At 61.3% G+C, this 20,024-nt stretch carries 18 protein-coding genes; 7 read left to right on the top strand and 11 right to left on the bottom strand.

Annotation, left to right across the window (positions count from 1 at the left end):
* Positions 1-2: 2 nt before the first annotated feature.
* The 6 genes from pqqF (at position 3) to pqqE (ending at position 5,766) form a co-directional block, all read left to right on the top strand.
* Positions 3-2,375 carry a pyrroloquinoline quinone biosynthesis protein PqqF gene (gene pqqF / locus HX873_RS03450; protein ID WP_177122380.1) on the top strand — a complete coding sequence of 791 codons (2,373 nt, stop codon included), beginning with the start codon at positions 3-5 and terminating at the stop codon, positions 2,373-2,375.
* A gap of 159 nt (positions 2,376-2,534) precedes the next feature.
* A complete protein-coding gene (pqqA, locus tag HX873_RS03455) occupies positions 2,535-2,609 on the top strand; it encodes a pyrroloquinoline quinone precursor peptide PqqA (protein ID WP_003194766.1) in 75 nt (24 codons plus the stop codon).
* 77 nt (positions 2,610-2,686) lie between these two features.
* Positions 2,687-3,598, top strand: coding sequence for a pyrroloquinoline quinone biosynthesis protein PqqB (gene pqqB, locus HX873_RS03460; RefSeq protein WP_003211040.1), 912 nt, complete (start codon positions 2,687-2,689; stop codon positions 3,596-3,598).
* An 11-nt stretch (positions 3,599-3,609) separates the two neighbouring features.
* A complete protein-coding gene (gene pqqC, locus HX873_RS03465) occupies positions 3,610-4,362 on the top strand; it encodes a pyrroloquinoline-quinone synthase PqqC (protein WP_003211042.1) in 753 nt (250 codons plus the stop codon).
* Positions 4,359-4,634, top strand: a complete 276-nt coding sequence (gene pqqD, locus HX873_RS03470) for a pyrroloquinoline quinone biosynthesis peptide chaperone PqqD (protein ID WP_003211043.1) — start codon at positions 4,359-4,361, stop codon at positions 4,632-4,634. Before pqqC ends, pqqD begins: the two co-directional genes overlap by 4 nt.
* Positions 4,627-5,766, top strand: coding sequence for a pyrroloquinoline quinone biosynthesis protein PqqE (gene pqqE / locus HX873_RS03475; protein ID WP_177122391.1), 1,140 nt, complete (start codon positions 4,627-4,629; stop codon positions 5,764-5,766). The genes pqqD and pqqE overlap by 8 nt, the downstream gene beginning before the upstream one ends.
* Positions 5,767-5,772: 6 nt before the next feature.
* Here the strand turns inward: pqqE and HX873_RS03480 are convergent, their stop codons facing one another.
* Entirely contained in the window at positions 5,773-5,931 is a 159-nt protein-coding gene (locus tag HX873_RS03480; protein ID WP_177122381.1) for a YqaE/Pmp3 family membrane protein, read from the bottom strand.
* 186 nt (positions 5,932-6,117) lie between these two features.
* On the bottom strand, positions 6,118-7,398 hold the full coding sequence (locus HX873_RS03485; RefSeq protein ID WP_177122382.1) for an aspartate aminotransferase family protein: 1,281 nt from the start codon (positions 7,396-7,398) through the stop codon (positions 6,118-6,120).
* Positions 7,399-7,607: 209 nt separating this feature from the next.
* Between HX873_RS03485 and HX873_RS03490 the strand changes: the two genes are divergently transcribed.
* A complete protein-coding gene (locus HX873_RS03490) occupies positions 7,608-8,498 on the top strand; it encodes a LysR family transcriptional regulator (protein WP_177122383.1) in 891 nt (296 codons plus the stop codon).
* Between the two features lie 226 nt (positions 8,499-8,724).
* On the opposite strand, the gene HX873_RS03495 is transcribed toward HX873_RS03490, so the two are convergent.
* The 9 genes from HX873_RS03495 to bioF all read right to left on the bottom strand — a co-directional run bounded on the left by HX873_RS03495 (position 8,725) and on the right by bioF (position 19,913).
* Positions 8,725-10,503, bottom strand: a complete 1,779-nt coding sequence (locus tag HX873_RS03495) for an acyl-CoA dehydrogenase C-terminal domain-containing protein (RefSeq protein ID WP_177122384.1) — start codon at positions 10,501-10,503, stop codon at positions 8,725-8,727.
* Positions 10,504-10,625: 122 nt separating this feature from the next.
* Complete coding sequence (locus tag HX873_RS03500) at positions 10,626-12,410, bottom strand: acyl-CoA dehydrogenase C-terminal domain-containing protein (RefSeq protein WP_177122385.1); 1,785 nt, start codon at positions 12,408-12,410, stop codon at positions 10,626-10,628.
* Positions 12,411-12,500: 90 nt separating this feature from the next.
* Positions 12,501-13,790, bottom strand: coding sequence for a diguanylate cyclase (locus tag HX873_RS03505; protein ID WP_177020656.1), 1,290 nt, complete (start codon positions 13,788-13,790; stop codon positions 12,501-12,503).
* A gap of 205 nt (positions 13,791-13,995) precedes the next feature.
* Positions 13,996-15,801 (bottom strand): phenylacyl-CoA dehydrogenase, encoded by a 1,806-nt coding sequence (locus tag HX873_RS03510; protein ID WP_177035247.1) that lies wholly within the window; start codon positions 15,799-15,801, stop codon positions 13,996-13,998.
* A gap of 341 nt (positions 15,802-16,142) precedes the next feature.
* Positions 16,143-16,424, bottom strand: coding sequence for a hypothetical protein (locus HX873_RS03515; protein WP_008434375.1), 282 nt, complete (start codon positions 16,422-16,424; stop codon positions 16,143-16,145).
* 107 nt (positions 16,425-16,531) lie between these two features.
* Positions 16,532-17,212, bottom strand: a complete 681-nt coding sequence (gene bioD, locus HX873_RS03520) for a dethiobiotin synthase (RefSeq protein ID WP_008434374.1) — start codon at positions 17,210-17,212, stop codon at positions 16,532-16,534.
* Positions 17,209-18,018: a malonyl-ACP O-methyltransferase BioC gene (bioC, locus tag HX873_RS03525; protein ID WP_134327422.1), complete on the bottom strand. Its 810-nt coding sequence runs from the start codon at positions 18,016-18,018 to the stop codon at positions 17,209-17,211. Before bioC ends, bioD begins: the two co-directional genes overlap by 4 nt.
* On the bottom strand, positions 18,011-18,742 hold the full coding sequence (locus HX873_RS03530; RefSeq protein WP_177122386.1) for an alpha/beta fold hydrolase: 732 nt from the start codon (positions 18,740-18,742) through the stop codon (positions 18,011-18,013). Before HX873_RS03530 ends, bioC begins: the two co-directional genes overlap by 8 nt.
* Positions 18,735-19,913, bottom strand: coding sequence for an 8-amino-7-oxononanoate synthase (gene bioF / locus HX873_RS03535; protein WP_177122387.1), 1,179 nt, complete (start codon positions 19,911-19,913; stop codon positions 18,735-18,737). The genes HX873_RS03530 and bioF overlap by 8 nt, the downstream gene beginning before the upstream one ends.
* Positions 19,914-20,024 lie beyond the last annotated feature (111 nt).

The raw sequence follows: 20,024 nt of genomic DNA on the forward strand, positions 1-20,024 counted from the left end.
TCATGCCTGCGCCGGCCCACCCTCATCACCTTCAATTGACCCTGGCCAGCGGCCTGCGGGTTTCCTTGCATCATGCGCCGCGCTTGAAGCGCGCCGCGGCTGCCTTGCGCGTTGCAGCGGGCAGCCACGATGTACCCCTGGCGTGGCCGGGACTGGCGCATTTTCTTGAGCATTTATTGTTCCTGGGCACCGGACGTTTTCCTGCAAGCGACGGGCTGATGGCCTACGTCCAGCGTCAGGGCGGGCAGGTGAATGCCAGCACCCGCGAGCGCACTACCGACTTTTTCTTTGAGGTGCCTGTTTCGGCATTTGAAGCCGCACTGGAGCGCCTGGGGGACATGCTCGCCCATCCGCGCCTGGCCCTGGAAGACCAGTTGCGTGAGCGCGAAGTATTGCAGGCGGAGTTTATTGCCTGGTCGCAAGATGCCACGGCGCAACAGCAACAAGCGTTGCTGGGAGGTGTTGCGGCGGGTCATCCGTTGCGCGCGTTTCATGCGGGCAACCGGGATAGCTTGGCGGTAGAGCGTGAGGATTTTCAGCAGGCGTTGCGGGATTTTTATGAAGGTTTCTATCATTCCGGGCAGATGACCTTGAGCCTTGCGGGCCCTCAGTCGCTGGTGGAGCTGGAGGCATTGGCGCATCAGTTTGGCGCTGCGCTGAAGACTGCACCTCTGCGGCGACAGACGCCGGCGCCAGCGTTGCTGGCCGGCAATCAACGTACTTATCAACACACCGATGAACACCACTGGCATCAGGTGGTGGCAAGCGAGGCTTCCCCTGAGGCGCTGGATTTCCTCTGCCTGTGGCTGAACACTTCGGCGCCCGGCGGGTTGCTCGCCGAGTTGCAGTCGCGGCAGTTAGTCAGCGCCATTAACGCAACGGCGCTGTATCAATTTGCCGGACAGGCGTTGTTGGATATCAAGTTCACCCTGGACACTCAGGGTGCGCAGCAGACGACACTGATCGAAGAACTGCTGCACGACTGGCTGAGCTTTTTCGCACACAGTGACTGGGCGCCCTTGCGGGAAGAGTACGCCTTGCTGCTTGCTCGCAAACAACAGGTCAGTGGTGCCCTGGCATTGGCCCGGCAGGACAACGAACTGGTCCTGTCCGAGCAAAGCGCCAGCTCCCTCAAGACCCTGCTGGACTCGCTGCAATTGCCGCCGTCCCGGCACGCCTGGCAACTGCCGCCCACCAATCCGTTCCTGCAGCCGGCAGCCAAGGAAGAGCGCCCGGGGCTGATTCGCGGGCAAACCAGCGCCCATCGCGGCCTGCGCACGTTCGCCCAGGATCGCTCCCGTGGACGGAAGGATCTTTCGGCGCTGACCTTCAGCCAGGCCTTGCCAGGCGACACAGATGAAGGTGCGCTCTACCTGCGCTGGCATCTGGATTCGCCGCTGGATGCAGAGCTTTTCCCACGTCTGCGTGAGAACGCCAGCCAGGCTGGCGTCCAGATGTCTTTCGAGACAATCGGCGGTCACTGGCAGCTGAAGATGCTAGGGCTGCACGAACCCATGCCCGCGATATTGGAGGAAGTGGCACGCGAGCTGACCCGGCTCGACGAAAATGCCGGAGCGTCATCCTCCCCGGCGCCGGCAATGGCGATCCGGCAGTTACTCAAGGCATTGCCCGGGTATTGCGCCGACATCCCAGCTGCACAGCAGGTTGCTGGGCGAGACCGATGGTCAACCGCTCGCTGGCAAGGGCTCGCCGTGGGGCTGCCCGCCGCCTGCGAGACGGCGATAAAAAGTGCAGCCGGGAAACTGCCCGGCCAACCGCAAGCGGCTATCAGCGAACTGCCGTCAATCAGCAGCCAGCATCGTTGGCACGAAGTCAGGACCGATTCCAGCGACGCCGCGTTGCTGCTGTTCTGCCCGACAGCCACACGCTCCCTGGCGGACGAGGCTTGCTGGCGTCTACTCGCACATCTGGTGCAAGCGCCGTTCTACCAGCAACTGCGTGTTGAGCTTCAATTGGGCTACGCGGTGTTCAGCGACATCCGACAGTACAGCGGGCAAACCGGCCTGCTGTTTGGGGTGCAATCCCCAAGCGCGTCTCTTGCGCAAATACTTGATCACCTGCAGGCGTTCCTGAAGCAACTGCCCGCGCTGATCAACGCCAGCGAACTGCCGAACGATCTGGCCCGGCAATTTTCCCTCGACGCCCTACCCACTTCCCAAGCCGCTGAACTGCTCTGGCACGCGCACTTGGCAGGCCACCCGTCGGATTACATCCAGCAGCTGCAAGATTTCATCCAGACCCGCACCCGTGAGGATTTAATGGTATCTGCACAGCAACTCAATGCTGCTGCAGGCGGATGGTGCTGTGTGGCCAATGGCGCTTGTGCCGCCGGCTCCTGGCAACGACCTGGCTGATCATTGCCGCTTCGGTAAAAGGCTTTTTCCCGCAGGACAGCGCTATCTTCAAAAGAAGTACGTAACATTCACATGCACACATCTGAACATCTCCGCTTGGAGGTGGACTATATGTATTACTTGGTAGTAAACGTCCCTTCCCTTCGTAGGAGTAAGAACATGACCTGGTCCAAACCTGCTTACACTGATCTGCGTATCGGCTTTGAAGTCACCATGTACTTTGCCAGCCGCTGATTGGCTTTGTATCGCAATGCAACGCCTCGGCTCGCCCGGGGCGTTTTTATTTTTGAGTTGTGTGTAATGGAGCGGCCATGTTTGTCCAGATTCTAGGTTCCGCCGCGGGCGGTGGTTTCCCGCAATGGAACTGCAACTGCGTGAACTGTGCAGGTTTTCGCGACGGCAGCCTGCGGGCCGAGGCGCGTACCCAGTCGTCCATCGCGATTTCCGATGACGGCGTGAACTGGGTGCTGTGCAACGCCTCGCCAGATATTCGCGCCCAGCTTCAAGGCTTCGCCCCGATGCAACCGGGCCGCGCGCTGCGGGATACCGGCATCAGCGCGATCATCCTGATGGACAGCCAGATCGACCACACCACCGGCCTGCTCAGCCTGCGCGAAGGCTGCCCGCACCAGGTGTGGTGCACCGACATGGTCCATGAAGACCTGAGCACCGGCTTCCCGCTGTTCACCATGCTGACCCACTGGAACGGCGGCCTGGCCTGGAACCGCATCGAGCTGGACGCCAGCTTCACGATCCCCGCCTGCCCCAACCTGCGCTTCACACCATTGCCCCTGCGCAGCGCGGCACCGCCCTACTCACCTCACCGATTCGACCCACACCCGGGCGACAACATCGGCCTGATCGTCGAAGACCTGCGCACCGGCGGCAAGCTGTTCTATGCGCCGGGCCTGGGCAAGGTTGACGCACCGTTGCTGGAAATAATGGCCGGCAGCGATTGCCTGCTGGTGGACGGCACGATGTGGGACGACGACGAAATGCAGCGCCGTGGCGTCGGCACCCGCACCGGTCGCGAGATGGGCCACCTGGCACAAAACGGCCCCGGCGGCATGCTGGAAGTGCTGGAGCAGTTGCCCAAGCAGCGCAAGGTGCTTATCCACATCAACAACACCAACCCGATCCTGGATGAGGACTCGCCCGAGCGAGCCGAGCTGCTGCGACGCAATGTGGAAGTGGCGTACGACGGCATGAGCATTGAATTGTAGGAGCGAGCCAAATGACTGACACACCGCTGACCACCGCCGAGTTCGAACAGGCCCTGCGCGCCAAGGGCGCCTTCTACCATATCCATCACCCGTATCACGTGGCGATGTACGAAGGCCGCGCCACCCGCGAGCAGATCCAGGGCTGGGTCGCCAACCGTTTTTATTACCAGGTGAACATTCCCCTCAAGGACGCCGCGATCCTGGCCAACTGCCCGGACCGGGAGATTCGTCGTGAGTGGATCCAGCGCCTGCTGGATCACGACGGCGCTCCCGGCGAAGACGGCGGCATTGAAGCCTGGTTGCGCCTGGGACAGGCCGTCGGCCTCGACCCGGATCAACTGCGCTCCCAGGAGTTGGTACTGCCGGGCGTACGATTTGCGGTAGACGCCTACGTCAACTTCGCCCGCCGGGCCAGCTGGCAGGAAGCCGCCAGCAGTTCCCTGACCGAGTTGTTCGCCCCGCAGATCCACCAGTCGCGCCTCGACAGCTGGCCCCAGCATTACCCATGGATCGACCCCGCCGGCTACGAGTATTTCCGCACCCGCCTGGGCCAGGCTCGCCGGGATGTGGAGCACGGTCTGGCCATCACCCTGCAGCACTACACCACCCGCGAAGGCCAGGAGCGCATGCTGGAAATTCTCCAGTTCAAACTGGACATTCTTTGGAGCATGCTCGATGCAATGAGCATGGCTTATGAACTGAAACGCCCGCCGTATCACAGCGTGACCGATCAGCGTGTATGGCATAAGGGGATCACCCTATGAGCTTCGATCGCAGCAAAAAACCGACCTGGCGCCAGGGCTATCGTTTCCAGTACGAACCGGCGCAAAAAGGCCATGTGCTGCTGTACCCGGAAGGCATGATCAAGCTCAACGACAGCGCCGCCTTGATCGGTGGCTTGATCGACGGCGAGCGCGATGTCAGCGCAATCATCGCCGAGTTGGACAAGCAGTTCCCTGGCGTGCCCGAGCTCGGTGAAGACATCGAGCAATTCATGGAGGTTGCCCGTGCTCAGCACTGGATCGAACTTGCCTGACCTGCCACCCAAGCCGGAAATCGGCCTGCCGCTCTGGTTGCTGGCCGAGCTGACCTACCGCTGCCCGCTGCAATGCCCGTACTGCTCCAATCCGCTGGATTTCGCCGAGCAGGGCAAGGAACTGAGCACGGAACAGTGGATCAAGGTATTTCGTGAAGCCCGGGAAATGGGCGCTGCGCAACTGGGGTTTTCCGGCGGTGAGCCGCTGGTGCGCCAGGACCTCGCCGAACTGATCGCCGAGGCGCGCAAGCTGGGTTTCTATACCAACCTGATCACCTCCGGCATCGGCCTCACCGAGCAGAAGATCAGCGACTTCAAGAAGGCCGGCCTGGACCATATCCAGATCAGTTTCCAGGCCAGTGACGAGCAAGTGAACAACTTGCTGGCCGGCTCGAAAAAAGCCTTCGCGCAAAAACTCGAAATGGCCCGGGCAGTGAAAGCCCATGGCTACCCGATGGTGCTGAACTTCGTCACCCATCGGCACAATATCGACAAGATCGACCGCATCATTGAGCTGTGCATTGCCCTGGAAGCGGACTTTGTCGAGCTTGCCACCTGCCAGTTCTACGGCTGGGCCCAGCTCAATCGGGTCGGCCTGTTGCCGACCCAGGAACAGCTGGTGCGCGCCGAACGCATCACCAACGAATACCGCGCCAAGCTCGAAGCCGAAGGCCACCCGTGCAAGCTGATATTCGTCACGCCGGATTACTACGAGGAACGCCCGAAAGCCTGCATGAATGGCTGGGGCAGCATCTTTCTGACAGTAACGCCGGACGGTACTGCCCTACCGTGCCACGGCGCCCGACAGATGCCGATGCAATTTCCCAATGTGCGCGACCACAGCATGCAACACATCTGGTACGACTCGTTTGGCTTCAACCGCTTTCGCGGCTACGACTGGATGCCCGAGCCGTGCCGTTCATGTGACGAGAAGGAAAAGGACTTCGGTGGATGCCGCTGCCAGGCGTTCATGCTGACCGGGGATGCCAGCAACGCCGACCCGGTGTGCAGCAAATCGGAGCATCACGGCATGATCCTCCAGGCCCGCGAAGAAGCGGAGCACGCCACCCAGACCATCGAGCAACTGGCCTTTCGCAATGAGCGCAACTCACGGCTGATCGCGAAAGGCTGAGGTCTTTTAGCGTTTGGCGATGATGTACACCGCGTGCACGATGCCGGGAATGTAACCGCACAAGGTCAGCAGGATGTTCAGCCAGAACGCGGCAGCGAAACCCACTTGCAGGAACACACCCAGTGGCGGAAGCAGAATAGCGATGATGATGCGAATGATATCCATGGGTTCAGCTCCAGAAAATCGGCTCGTGTGAGCCGTACAAGCTAATCGACCTTGGCCGTTGGTAAGGGTTCAGTGGGATCTGGCACTCAGCCATCGTCTAATTCGCGGACAAAAAAACGCCCCCAGCCAAAAGAATCAGGCTGGAGGCGCCGCGTATACCGCGAGACGGTTCAGGAAATATGGGGCTTAAACGGCAATGCCCTTGCGGCATTGCAGCTGTGCAGTGCGCACCCGGGAGAAGGTACGGGCCAGGCGCAGGAGCATTTCGTCGACGTTGCTTTTGCTCAATGTGAGCGCCGGGGTGAAGCGCAGGCAATCGGGTTGCGGCGCGCTCAGGATCAGGCCTTCACTGAGCGCGGCGTTTACCACCGCATCTGCCGAATCCTCCGACAGAGTCAGTCCCCACATCAGGCCCTGGCCGCGCAGTTCACCCTGGTCATAGCGATGCGCCAGGCGGGCAAGCCCTTCACCCAGGTAAGTGCCGACCTCGCAGACGTGTGCAAGAAATCCGTGGTTCAGCACCGTATCAAGCACCGCCACACCGGCGGAAGCCATCAGCGCGTTGCCGTGGTGGGTGCCTTCCAGCTCACCCAGCTCAAAACAACACGCCTTGCCCCGTGCCAGCAACGCCGCCAGCGGCACACCGCCCCCCAAGCCCTTGCCCAGGGTGATGATGTCGGCGCGAACGCCATAGTGCTGTTCGGCGAGCAACGTGCCACAACGGCCGGTGCCGGTTTGCACTTCATCGAGGATCAACAGGATTCCCAGCTCACGGCACAGGCGTTCGACACCCTTGAGGTAATGCTCGGTCGCGGGAATGACGCCGGCATCGTTCTGGATCGGTTCCAGCATGATTGCCACGGTTTGCGCATCCACCGCCGCGTGCAGCGCCGGCAGGTCGTTGAACGGCACGTGGCTGAATCCCGGCAACTGGGGCTCAAAACGGTTTTCACTGGCGGCTGCCGAGGCTGACATCGCGGCAAAGCTGCGGCCATGGCAACCGTTGCTCGCGGTGATGATGCGATAGGCGCCGCCACGGTGCAGTTGGCCCCATTTGCGCGCCAGCTTGATGGCCGCTTCGCAGGCTTCGGCGCCGCTGTTGAGCAGGTAGGCCTGGTCGCTGCCGGTGCGATGGCACAGGCGGTCGGCGAGGTTCAGTTGAACGCGGTTGTGCAGGCTGTTACCGGGATTGATCAGCGATTGGGCCTGATCGGCCAGCGCCTTGGTCACTGCCTGCGGGCTATGGCCCAGGCTGTTGGCGCCGCCACCCTGGCTGAAGTCGAGATAGGCGCGGTCTTCGCTGTCCCACAGCCAGGAGCCTTGGCCGCGTACAAACACCTGGGGCGGGCGGGCCACACTGGGCATCAGGCAATCGCTGGAAAGATCGTCTCGCAGAGCCGGGGTTTTCGCCTCGAGGATCAGATCATCCAGGCTGGGGGCGGGGCGACGCAGGTTGAACAGGTTCATGGATGAACCCCTTTGGCAATCGCACCTTGGTCGGTACTACCGATAAACCCATGGCGGAGGTTTTTTGCCTTGCCTATGCAAACACCGTCAACATAAACACTACTCATCGTGCTTTCCGGCCCTGTAAGCCCTGTGAATAGGCGCTAGACTAGGCGCCTTGGGGGCACTCGGCCATTTCGATTTTCCAGCATTTTCGATAAGCATTACTTATGGATTTCAAGCAACTGCGTTATTTCGTCGCGGTGTACGAAGAAGGCCATGTGGGGCGGGCAGCGGAGCGCCTGTCGATCTCCCAGCCAGCTTTATCGCAGCAGATTCGCCAGCTCGAGCAAAACCTTGATGTGAGCCTGTTCGAACGCAGCAGCAAGCGCCTGCTGCCGACCCTCGCCGCCCACACTTTGTATAACCACGCCCTGCCCTTGCTCGACGGTATGCAGCATGCGGTGGAAGCGCTGCGTAACTTCAAGGGCCAGGCACTGCGCACCTTGGCGATCGGCGTTCTGCAAACCGTGCACACCAGCCTGGTGCCGCAGATGCTCGAACGGGTGCGCAAGGCCCAGCCGCACCTGGTCGTACAGATCTACGAGCTGACCGGGATGGAAATCGAACGCCGGCTGCTCAACGGCTCGCTGGATATCGGCATCAGCTACCTGCCGCCACGCCAGCCGGGGCTGCACGGCGTGCTGCTGTATGAAGATGAACTGAAGGTGGTCATCCCGGCTGATCACCCGCTGCGGGAATTCAAGAAAGTCTCCCTGAAGCAAGCCGCCGAGTTACCCATGTTGCTGCTGGGGGAAGAGTTTCAGGTGCGCCAGATATGGCAAGGTCAATTGGCCAACCTGGGCCGACGCCCGCAAGTGCAGGCCGAGTTGAATACGATGGCGGGGATTCTCGACAGCCTGCTCCACACCAAGCTGGCGACGGTGCTTCCCGGACGCTCCCAGGATGAACACAACAGCAAGGCGTTGCTGTGGAAACCCTTGAGCGAACCACGGGTGCCGTTGAAAGTGGGGTTGGTGTGCCGGGATGTGCAGCGCCAGCAGGCGACGCTGGAATTGTTGCGCACGCTGCTGGAAGACGTGATGAACGCGCCCGCCTGACTTTTTCGCAGGCAAAAGAAAACCCCGCCGAAGCGGGGCTTTGCAGACTGTTTCCCTGACATCCATTTCACTCCGCCTTCCTGGCAGAATCCTACGTGTCCGTGTTGTTGCTTTGCGCTTCCTGCGCGACGTCCATGTGAAGTAGATTATCCGTGGATCCAATTTGGCGATAGAGGACGAATAGCAGCACGTCATGTAAGAGAATGCTTACACGCCCTCCAAGCCCTTAGAACAGTGCTTCATCCAGCAAGAACAGCGATTCGCTACCGGCTTTTACCGAGGCGCTGAGGGACGCGATCCGCGGCAGCAAGCGCGCAAAGTAGAAACGCGCGGTGCCCAGCTTGCTCGCGTAGAAGTCTTCCTGAGCCTCTTTACCCAGAGCCGCCTTGGCCATCAGGGCCCACATGTAGGCATAAGCCATGTAGCCGAACGCGTGCAGGTATTCCACGGATGCCGCGCCGATTTCATTCGGGTTGGATTTGGCGCGGTCCAGCAGCCAGGCGGTCAGTTCGTCCAGGTCATCCACGGCCGCGTCCAGCGGTTTGGTGAATTCGGCCAGTTCGGCGCCGGCAGTGGTGGTGAAATGGCGGATCTCATCAGCGAACAGCTTGTAGAACGCCCCACCGCTGCCGACGATCTTGCGTCCCACCAGGTCCAGGGCCTGAATGCCGTTGGTGCCTTCGTAGATCTGGGTGATGCGCACATCACGCACCAGTTGCTCCTGGCCCCATTCGCGAATGTAGCCGTGGCCGCCGAAAATCTGCTGGCCGTGCACGGTGGTTTCCAGGCCCAGGTCGGTCAGGAACGCCTTGGCAACCGGGGTCAGCAGAGCAACCAGATCGTCCGCGCGTTTGCGGGCGGTGGCGTCTTCGCTGAACTTGGCGGTGTCGAGCTGCATCGCCACATAGGTGGAGAACGCACGGCCACCTTCGTTCGAGGCTTTCATGGTCAGCAGCATGCGCCGCACGTCCGGGTGGACGATGATTGGGTCAGCGACCTTGTCCTTGGCTTTCGGACCGGTTGGCGAACGGCTTTGCAGGCGGTCGCGCGCATATTCGATAGCGTTCTGATAAGAGCGCTCACCGGAGGCCAGGCCCTGGATGCCCACACCCAGGCGCTCGTAGTTCATCATGGTGAACATCGCGGCCAGGCCACGGTTCGGCTCGCCCACCAGGTAGCCCACGGCTTCGTCGAAGTTCATCACGCAGGTCGCAGACGCCTGGATGCCCATCTTGTGTTCGATGGAGCCGCAGGTCACCGGATTGCGCGCCCCCAGGCTGCCGTCGGCATTGACCATGAACTTGGGCACCAGGAACAGCGAAATACCCTTGGGACCCGCCGGTGCGTCCGGCAGCTTGGCCAGCACCAGGTGGATGATGTTCTCGGTGAGGTCGTGCTCGCCACCGGTGATGAAGATCTTGGTGCCACTGACCTTGTAGGAACCGTCTGCCTGAGGCTCGGCCTTGGTCCGAATTATCCCCAGGTCAGTGCCGGCATGAGGTTCGGTCAGGCACATGGAACCGGCCCACACGCCGGAGTACATATTCGGCAGGTAAGTGGCCTTGAGCTCTTCACTGGCGTGGGTGTTGATCGACACGCAGGCGCCGGAGGTCAGCATCGGGTACAGGCCGAAGGCCAGGCCCGAGGAGTTGATCATCTCTTCCACCTGGGCCGACACCGCCTTGGGCATGCCCATGCCGCCGTACGCCGGGTCGCCGCCAACACCTACCCAACCGCCTTCAGCGTAGGTTTTGTAGGCGTCCTTGAAGCCAGCCGGGGTGAAGACCGCGCCATTCTCCCAGCGGCAGCCTTCTTCGTCGCCGCCGCGGCTGAGCGGGGCTACGGTCTTGGAGGTGACTTTGCCGGCTTCTTCGAGGATTGCCTCAACGGTCTCGGCGTCGACGGTCTCCGCCAGCGCGGGCAGTTGGGCCCAGAGTTTGGCGACCTCGAAAACTTCGTTGAGGACGAAGCGCATATCGCGCAGCGGCGCTTTGTAGTCAGCCATGGCAAACCTCGTGAGAACTTTAACGTTATTCGGGTGGGGTCGGTTTTACAGACCCCGAGTGTAACCGAACAACTTTTGTGACACATAGGGTCTGCTTGTGACCAACAAGTATTTTACGGTCACTAAAGCGCAAACAGCTCCGCCGGCAGACTCATCAGGCACTCACTGCCCGCCTCCACCGCCGCCCGGTGCGCGGCCGTGCGCGGTAGCAGGCGCTTGAAGTAGAACTCGCAGGTCGCCAGCTTGCCTCGGGCGTAATCGGCATCACCGCTACCGCTGTCCAACTGCTCCTGCGCCACCAGCGCCATGCGCAGCCACAAGTAGGCAAGGATGATGTAGCCGCTGTACATCAGGTAATCCAGGGCTGCAGCGCCGACTTCATCCGGGTTTTTCATGGCTGCCATGCCTACCTTGACCGTCAGCTCACCCCACTGCTGATTCAACTGGTTGAGCTGAGCCACATGGGCCTTGAGTTGCGGATGTTCGGCGTTGGCCGCGCAAAACTTGTGGACGATTTTGGTAAAGCCGCGCAGCAGCTTGCCCTGGCTGCCGAGCACCTTGCGCCCGAGCAAATCCAGGGCCTGGATGCCGTTGGTCCCTTCATAGATCGGCGCAATCCGGCAATCGCGAACCAGTTGCTCCATGCCCCATTCACGAATGAAGCCATGGCCACCGAACACCTGCATGCCGTGGTTGGTCACCTCCAGCCCGGTTTCGGTCATGAACGCCTTGCAGATCGGCGTAAGGAAGGCCAACAGGTCTTCGGCTTCCTGGCGTTGCCCCTCGTCGCCACTCAGGTGTGCGGTATCGAGCAATTGTGCCGAGAAGTAGGTCAATGCGCGGTTGCCTTCATTGAAGGCTTTCATGGTCAGCAACATGCGCCGCACATCCGGGTGGACGATGATCGGATCAGCGGCTTTTTCGGGTGCCTTGGCGCCGGTCAGCGAGCGCATCTGCAAGCGGTCGTTGGCGTACTTGATCGCACCCTGGAAGCTCGCTTCCCCCAGGCAAAGGCCCTGCATGCCGGTGCCCAGGCGCGCATGGTTCATCATGGTGAACATGCAGTTGAGGCCCTTGTTCGCCTCACCGATCAGGAAACCCCGGGCGCCATCGAAGTTCAGCACACAGGTGGCCGACGCCTTGATGCCCATCTTGTGCTCGATGGAGCCGCAACTCATCGTGTTGCGCTCGCCCGAGTCGGCATGGAACTTGGGCACGATAAACAGCGAGATTCCCTTGGTGCCGGCCGGCGCATCCGGCAGCTTGGCCAGCACCAGGTGGATGATGTTGTCACTCATGTCATGCTCGCCGGCCGAGATGAAAATCTTGCTGCCGGTGACTGCATAACTGCCGTCGGCCTGCGGTACGGCGCGGGTCTTGATCAGGCCGAGGTCGGTGCCGCAATGGGCTTCAGTCAGGCACATGGTGCCGGTCCACTGGCCCGCGGTGAGTTTGCTCAGGTAGGTGTTTTTCTGCTCTTCAGTGCCGTGGGCACGGATCGCCGACATCGCACCGTGGGTCAGGCCGGGGTACATGCCCCAGGACGTGTTGCTGGAGGAGATCATCTCCGCGAGTACCAGGCCCAGGGACATTGGCAAGCCCTGCCCGCCGTAGGCCGGGTCAGCCGCCAAACCGTGCCAGCCGCCATCCACGTACTGCGCGAAGGCTTCCTTGAAGCCCTTGGGCGTGGTCACCACACCGTTGTCGAAATGGCAGCCTTCTTCATCGCCGGAGCGGTTCAACGGCGCCAGGACGTTTTCGCAGAACTTCGCACCTTCCTCGAGGATCGCGCCGACCATGTCCGGGCTGGCATCGCTTGCACCCAGCGCGGCGTAGTGGCCGTGGAAGTCAAAGACGTGATCGATCAGAAAGCGCATGTCGCGCAGGGGAGCTTTATAGTCAGGCATGGCAATGTCTCCGGCAGCAGATGCCTTCAACCTACTGCCCCACGGCCCACCGGACAATCACTGTAGGGCCGCTGAATACACCACCATCACTCAACCGGCAGCGCTGTCCATGCGGACCGCGCCGCGGCGGGTCTGCCCCGCAGCGACCACGCAGTTACGCCCCGCGCCCTTGGCGTTGTACAGCGCCTGGTCGGCGGATTTGAGCACTTCTTCAGGGCTGCGCTGCTCGGCCTGGCGTTCGGCCACGCCGATGCTGACGGTCACCGACACGCTGGAAGTGCCATTGCCCACACGACGCTGGCGCCCCTGCTGGTCGTCGTGGGGACGGTCCGGGTTACGCAGCTTGATGTCGTAGTTGGCGATGATTTCGCGGATCTCTTCCAGGTGCGGCAGGCATTCATCCAGGGTCTTGCCGGCGAATACCACGGCAAATTCCTCACCGCCATAGCGGTAGGCCCGGCCGCCGCCGTTGACCTTGGACAGCTTGCTGGCCACCAGGCGCAGTACCTGGTCGCCCACGTCGTGGCCATGGGTATCGTTGAAACGCTTGAAGTGATCGACGTCGCCCATGGCCAGCACATAATTGCGCCCCAGGCGTTGCATGCGCTCATTGAGCGCGCGGCGGCCCGGCAACCCGGTCAGCTCGTCACGGAAGGCCATTTGATAAGCCTCGTGGGCCACCCCGGCAGCGATCATCAGCATCACCTGGCTGCACATGATGTTCAGGGTGAACGGCAGGATGAACGTCTGCGGCAACATCCAGAACAACCCCAGCAACCCTACCAACTGCGCGGCGTGCAGCGGTCTTGGTTGATACCAGTACTGCGCGGCCAGGGTCACAAAACCAATCAGGAACATCGGATAGGACAGCTGGATCAGGCTCATCCAGCGGCCATGCAAGGCGGGCCAGCGAATTTCGGCCAACCAGCTTAACAAGGCATGGGGGAAACTTTGTTCAAGGGCAAGCGCCACGCTGCCTACCGCAAACAGCACCGCGCAGCGTGCGACGAAGTCGCGAAACAGGTGGGTTTTTTCTTGCCAGACCGCGTAGATGCCGAACAGCAACGGTAACAACAGGCAACACAGGTGGAAGACCACGGCCGCGTCGTCCCGCACGCGACCGTTATCGCGGTAGTAATCGGTCTGGGTATCCAGCAGGAAATAGACCACATACACCGTGATCATCAGGAACAGCTCTCGCTGGCGCCGGTAGACCGCGCAGTACGAGCCGCCCAGCAGCAGCACGAGGGTCGGCAGCACATTGAACAGTGAAGTGAAGAACACATTGAGATCCTTCACATACGCAGCCGAGAGCCCCGCCAGCAGTAAAAGCAGTGAAGGTAAAAAATGACTGAAACGTACAGCAGACGCGCGCGACAAGGGTAAAGCTCCGACCCACAAAAAAAGATGGCACAGTGCCTTCACTGATCACAGTTAAGCACATTCAATGTGATGCGTATCACATTGCCATCACTGTAACGGCCGCTCGGAGCAATCCCTGAGTGCGGTACTGTGGTTTTTTATCGCGCAAAAAAAACCGCCGCTCCCGAAGGAGTGGCGGCTTTTGAAGCGAACTGGCCGAGGCTTAGTAGCCCAGGTCGAAGTTCTCTTCTTTCATGTCCATCAGGTTGTTGGCGCCCGACAGCATGGTTGCAACGTGGGTGCGGGTACGCGGCAGGATGCGCTGGAAGTAGAAGCGCGCAGTCTGCAGCTTGGCGGTGTAGAAGCCTTCTTCGCTGGTGCCGGCAGCCAGTTTCTCGGCGGCCAGGCGGGCCATGTCGGCCCAGAAGTAAGCCAGGCAGGCATAACCGGAGTACATCAGGTAATCCACCGAAGCGGCACCGACTTCTTCGCGGTCTTTCATGGCCGCCATGCCGACCTTCATGGTCAACTCGCCCCACTCTTTGTTCAGTGCCGCCAGCGGTGCAATGAATTCTTGTACCGCTTCGTTGCCTTCGTTGGCCTGGCAGAACTTGTGGACGATCTTGGTGAAGCCCTTCAGCGCTTCGCCCTGGGTCATCAGCACTTTACGGCCCAGCAGGTCGAGGGCCTGGATGCCGGTGGTGCCTTCGTACAGCATCGAAATGCGGCTGTCGCGAACGTTCTGCTCCATGCCCCACTCGGCGATGAAGCCGTGGCCGCCGTAGATTTGCACGCCGTGGTTGGCGGCTTCAAAACCGACTTCGGTCATGAACGCCTTGGCAATCGGGGTCATGAACGCCAGCAGTGCGTCAGCCTGTTTCTTGGCTTCGTCGTCAGTGCCGTACTTGACCACGTCAACCTGCTTGGCGGTGAAGTACACCATCGCGCGGTTGCCCTCGGCGAAGGCTTTCATGGTCAGCAGCATGCGGCGCACGTCAGGATGCACGATGATCGGGTCAGCGGCCTTGTCCGGCGCTTTCGGGCCAGTCAGGGAGCGCATTTGCAGGCGGTCGCGAGCGTATTTGAGGCCGCCCTGGAAGCCGATTTCAGCGTGGGACAGGCCTTGCAGCGCGGTGCCCAGGCGAGCGGTGTTCATAAAGGTGAACATGCAGTTCAGGCCTTTGTTCGCCGGGCCGATCAGGAAACCGGTGGCCGCGTCGAAGTTCATCACGCAGGTGGCGTTGCCGTGGATACCCATCTTGTGTTCCAGGGAACCACAGGACACCGCGTTGCGTTCGCCAATCGAACCGTCGGCGTTTGGTACGAACTTGGGAACGATGAACAGCGAAATGCCTTTGGTGCCAGCCGGTGCGTCCGGCAGGCGAGCCAGCACGATGTGGACGATGTTGTCGGCCATGTCGTGTTCGCCGGCCGAGATGAAGATCTTGGTACCGGAAACCTTGTAGGAACCATCAGCCTGAGGCTCGGCCTTGGTGCGCAGCATGCCCAGGTCGGTGCCGCAGTGCGGTTCGGTCAGGCACATGGTGCCGGTCCACTCGCCCGACACCAGTTTGGTCAGGTAAGCCTCTTGCTGCTCGGGGGTGCCGTGCTCGGAAATGGTGTTCATCGCGCCATGGGACAGGCCCGGGTACATGCCCCACGACCAGTTGGCCTCGCCGACCATTTCGCTGACCGCCAGGCCCAGGGATTCCGGCAGGCCCTGGCCACCGTGCGCCACGTCGTGGGCCAGGCTTGGCCAGCCGCCTTCAACGAACTGTTTGTAGGCTTCTTTGAAACCGGTAGGGGTCTTAACGCCTGACTCGCTCCAGGTGCAACCTTCGATATCACCCACGCGGTTCAGCGGTGCCAGTACCTGCTCACAGAACTTGGCGCCTTCTTCGAGAATGGCGTCAACCATGTCCGGGGTAGCGTCCTGGCAAGCCGGCAGGCTCTGATAGTGCGCTTCATAGCCAAGCAGTTCGTCACGAACGAAGCGAATATCACGCAAGGGGGCCTTGTAGTCAGGCATAGCGATAAACCTCTGCTGATGTATCTGGGATGAACAACCGCATGGATGTGTTGTGGCGGTCAAACAGTTGTTTGAAACATACGTTTACGACCAATCCTTGTCAAGCGTCGCGCAAACGCCGTTTGTCATGACGCAGGTCAACGTCAGGCACGGCAAGGCCTGCAGCGAAATGCCGCATGACGATTCAGGGGGAAAAAGATTATTGAGCGGTGAAGATCAGTGTGGGCGCTGGCTTGCCTGCGATGCGGGCGCCGCGGTGTATCAGGAGGATCGAGGTGACGCTATCGCAGGCAAGCCAGCTCCCACAGAGAAGCCAGCTCGCACGATAAGAAGGGGGGGGGTTATGCGTAAGTATCTATCAAGGTGCCGAGCATTTCGTCGGAAGCCTTGGCGACTTTGGCGCCCAGTTCAACCTGGAACTTGCCTTGGGCCATCTCGACCATGTTGCTCGCCGAGTTGCTGGCCTGATTGGCGTCTACCGAACGCAAACGATCATTTTGCGCGTCCGAAGGCTGGGAAGTGGCGGCGCTGGCAATCTTGCCGGCGGCCTGGTCGACACGGTTCTGCCCGGTCTGAATCGCGCTCAGTCCCGAGTAAAACGCACTGCTACCAGAGATTTCCATGGCGTGAACCTGCCTATAAGAGAATCGTGAACTGTTATTGAAGCAGACCTACCGGCAAAACGCCCGTCAAAAACACTAATGGCATAATGCCTTCGCGATAGGCAAAACTAGTCAAGCAGGTCCAGTTGCAAGTACGCGGCGACCGCTTCGGCGCTGGGATGCTTGAGCTTGGGCACCCTTCCCAGGCATGGCGCGGGGAGTCGTTCAGCCAGGGTCGCGAGGTTTTCTTCCAGACGAGAGGTCTTGGGGTCGATGATATTGGCCACCCAGCCCGCCAGCGGCAATCCGTCCCGGGCGATGGCTTCTGCGGTCAACAACGCGTGACTGATACACCCCAGCCGCACACCCACCACCAGGATCACCGGCAGCTTCAGCGCCTGGGCCAGGTCCGACAAATTGTCCTGGTCCGCCAATGGCACACGCCAGCCGCCCGCACCTTCGATCAAGGTGAAGTCCGCCTGCTTGGCGAGAACGTGCTGCATGGGTTTCAACAACGACTGCACCGTCAGCGCCACGCCGGCTTCACGGGCCGCCAGATGCGGCGCGATGGCCGGCTCGAAGGCCACCGGGTTGACCTCGGCATAACTCAACGGCAACGAACACTCGGCCAGCAACGCCAGGGCGTCCGAATTGCGCAGGCCCTTGGGCGTCAGCTGGCACCCAGAGGCTACCGGCTTGCCCGCCGCCGTACTTTTGCCGGCTTGCCGCGCGGCATGCAGCAGGCCGGCAGCGACGGTGGTCTTGCCGACGTCGGTGTCGGTCCCCGTGATGAAGTAAGCGGCATTCATAGAGGTTTCTCCAGGACGGCGTACACCACTTGATAAGTTGCCGGCAGGCCCTGGGCCTGGCGGAACTGCTCGTAGGCTTGCACCAGTGCAACAATCCGCGCCCGGCCCGTCAACCCTCCTGGGCGCCCCGGGTTCAGATTGTGCGCACCCAACGCTTTCAGTTCGTGGGTCAGGCTGCGCACGTCGGGGTAATGCAACACGTGGGGACACTGCTCCAGGCTGCGCACCCGCAAACCACTGGCTGCGCACAGTTGCTCATAAGCACTGAACGGCCGGAAGCGGTTCACATGAACCATGCCATCCGCTGCGCGCCAGCTTTCGCGCAACTCATCCAGCGTACCCACGCAGAGGCTGGCAAACGCCAGCACGCCGCCGGGCTGCAATACGCGCCGCGCTTCGCTGAGCACTGCGGCAAAATCCGAGCACCACTGCACCGCCAAACTGGAGTAAATCAGCCCGCAACTGGCGTCCTGCAACGGCAAGCGCTCGGCATCGCCAGCGATGAAATGTTGTGCACCGCCCAGCGGCCGGGCATGTTTGAGCATGCCCTCGGCGATATCCAGGGCGAAACCCTGGCTACCCGCAAATGACTGGCCCAGCACACGACTGAAATAACCCGTGCCGCAGCCCAGGTCCAGCCAGCGTTGTGGAGAAAGACCTTCGGGCAAACGCCGCAGCAGCTCGCTGCCCACCGCACGCTGCAACTCGGCAACGCTGTCGTAACTGGCGGCTGCGCGGGAAAAGGAGGCCGCTACCTGGCGCTTGTCTGGCAAGCCGCCGGGCAGCACATGGGACAAATCAGTCATCACCGCACTCATGCAAAAAAGCCTGGATGGCCCCCGCCACACCGTGGGGGTCCTCCAGTAGAAAAGCGTGACCGGCCTGTTCAATCAGGCCGATTTCAACGTCAGGCAACAAGGCGAACAACTCACTGGCCACTTCAGCCGGAACCAGCCCGTCCAGCCCGGCAAACAGATGCAACTGCGGCCCTTGAAAGTCGACCAACGCCTGACGGGTGTCCAATCGGCCCAACAGCTCCAGACCACTGAGCAAGGTCTGCGCGGAGGTTTTAGGGGCACCCGCCAGCAATAGCCGAGCAAGTGATCGGGGATCGCTGGAGCCCCGGGCGCAAAGCAGACTGAAGCGTTTTAACGTCGCAACCGGATCAAGGCGGCAACCGTTAAGAAACGCAATAAAATCCTCTTCGTGCATGCCATGGTCCCAGCGGGACCAGGCCACGAAGCTTGCGTTGCTGGCAAAGGTGAGCAAACCGCAACAATGATCACCGCGCCGCGCGGCCAACTCGGCAGCAAGCATGCCACCGAGGGACCAACCACCCAGCCAGACGTCTTGGGGCAAGGTCGAATCCAGCTCATCGAGCCACTCTTGAAGGTCGTCCGACTCCACGCCCGGCAACGGTTCGATCTGCACCTGCAAGTGTTCATCCAGCCCCTGCAACGCCGCCGCCAGCGGTTCCAGCGGCGAAACGCCGAGGCCCCAGCCAGGCAGCAATATCAGTCGATCACGCATGGTCGGGCTCCTGGCCTAACAAGCGGAAACACTCTTCCAATGCGCTTAACAATAGCTGCACCTGGGCTTCACTGTGGGCCGCCGTGAGAGTCACCCGCAGACGGGCACTGCCGGCGGGCACGGTCGGTGGGCGGATCGCGGTCACCATCAGCCCGCGCTCGCGCAGCATCTGCGACAAACGCATTGCACGGGCACTGTCGCCAATCATGATCGGCTGGATCGGCGTGAAACTGTCCATCAGTTCCAGGCCAATCTGCTCGGCGCCCTGGCGGAACTGGCGGATCAGCCCATTGAGATGCTCCCGCCGCCAATGCTCGGTGCGCAGCAGTTCCAGGCTTTTCAGCGTGGCGCAGGCCAATGCCGGCGGTTGGCTGGTGGTGTAGATATACGGGCGGGCGAACTGGATCAGGCTTTCGATCAGCTCTTCGCTGCCCGCCACAAAGGCGCCAGCGGTACCGAAGGCCTTGCCGAGCGTGCCGACCAGCACCGGCACATCTTCCTGGCTCAAGCCAAAATGCTCGACGATCCCGCCACCGTTGGCGCCCAAAGGCCCGAAGCCATGGGCGTCATCCACCATCAACCATGCGCCCCTGGCCCGGGTTTCACGGGCCAGCGCCGGCAAGTCGGCCAGGTCACCGTCCATGCTGAACACGCCGTCGGTCACCACCAGCGTATTGCCGGTGGCTTTCTCCAGGCGCTTGGCCAGGCTTTCAGCATCGTTGTGCAGGTAACGATTGAAGCGCGCGCCGGAGAGCAAACCGGCATCCAGCAACGAGGCATGGTTGAGACGGTCTTCAAGCACCGTATCGCCCTGCCCCACCAGCGCCGTGACGGCGCCGAGGTTGGCCATGTAACCGGTGGTGAACAACAGCGCTCGCGGGCGACCGGTCAGGTCGGCCAGGGCTTCTTCCAGTTCATGGTGCGGCGTGCTGTGTCCGATGACCAGATGCGAAGCGCCGCCACCGACACCCCAACGCGCCGCGCCCGCACGCCAGGCTTCAATCACTTGCGGGTGATTGGCCAGGCCCAGGTAATCGTTGTTGCAGAACGCCAGCAACGGTTGGCCATCGACCACCACTTCAGGGCCTTGCGGGCTCTGCAGCAGTGGACGTTGGCGATACAGGTGTTCGGCACGACGAGCCGCAAGACGCGCGGCGAGATCGAAAGACATGAGACCTCGGTAGATCAGGTTGAACGCAGTCAAAAATGTGGGAGCGGGCTTGCTCGCGAAAGCAGTGGATCAGTCAGCTTATGTATTGGCTGACACACCGCCTTCGCGAGC

This window comes from Pseudomonas sp. P7758 (assembly GCF_013386485.1).
GTDB lineage: Bacteria > Pseudomonadota > Gammaproteobacteria > Pseudomonadales > Pseudomonadaceae > Aquipseudomonas.

Bases quoted from the DNA above. Each gene is read 5' to 3' on its own strand.
- pqqF (WP_177122380.1), top strand. From the start codon at position 3: ATGCCTGCGCCGGCCCACCCTCATCACCTTCAATTGACCCTGGCCAGC.
- pqqB (WP_003211040.1), top strand. From the start codon at position 2,687: ATGTTTGTCCAGATTCTAGGTTCCGCCGCGGGCGGTGGTTTCCCGCAA.
- pqqC (WP_003211042.1), top strand. From the start codon at position 3,610: ATGACTGACACACCGCTGACCACCGCCGAGTTCGAACAGGCCCTGCGC.
- pqqD (WP_003211043.1), top strand. From the start codon at position 4,359: ATGAGCTTCGATCGCAGCAAAAAACCGACCTGGCGCCAGGGCTATCGT.
- HX873_RS03480 (WP_177122381.1), bottom strand. From the start codon at position 5,931: ATGGATATCATTCGCATCATCATCGCTATTCTGCTTCCGCCACTGGGT.
- HX873_RS03485 (WP_177122382.1), bottom strand. From the start codon at position 7,398: ATGAACCTGTTCAACCTGCGTCGCCCCGCCCCCAGCCTGGATGATCTG.
- HX873_RS03490 (WP_177122383.1), top strand. From the start codon at position 7,608: ATGGATTTCAAGCAACTGCGTTATTTCGTCGCGGTGTACGAAGAAGGC.
- HX873_RS03495 (WP_177122384.1), bottom strand. From the start codon at position 10,503: ATGGCTGACTACAAAGCGCCGCTGCGCGATATGCGCTTCGTCCTCAAC.
- HX873_RS03500 (WP_177122385.1), bottom strand. From the start codon at position 12,410: ATGCCTGACTATAAAGCTCCCCTGCGCGACATGCGCTTTCTGATCGAT.
- HX873_RS03510 (WP_177035247.1), bottom strand. From the start codon at position 15,801: ATGCCTGACTACAAGGCCCCCTTGCGTGATATTCGCTTCGTTCGTGAC.
- HX873_RS03515 (WP_008434375.1), bottom strand. From the start codon at position 16,424: ATGGAAATCTCTGGTAGCAGTGCGTTTTACTCGGGACTGAGCGCGATT.
- bioD (WP_008434374.1), bottom strand. From the start codon at position 17,212: ATGAATGCCGCTTACTTCATCACGGGGACCGACACCGACGTCGGCAAG.
- bioC (WP_134327422.1), bottom strand. From the start codon at position 18,018: ATGACTGATTTGTCCCATGTGCTGCCCGGCGGCTTGCCAGACAAGCGC.
- HX873_RS03530 (WP_177122386.1), bottom strand. From the start codon at position 18,742: ATGCGTGATCGACTGATATTGCTGCCTGGCTGGGGCCTCGGCGTTTCG.
- bioF (WP_177122387.1), bottom strand. From the start codon at position 19,913: ATGTCTTTCGATCTCGCCGCGCGTCTTGCGGCTCGTCGTGCCGAACAC.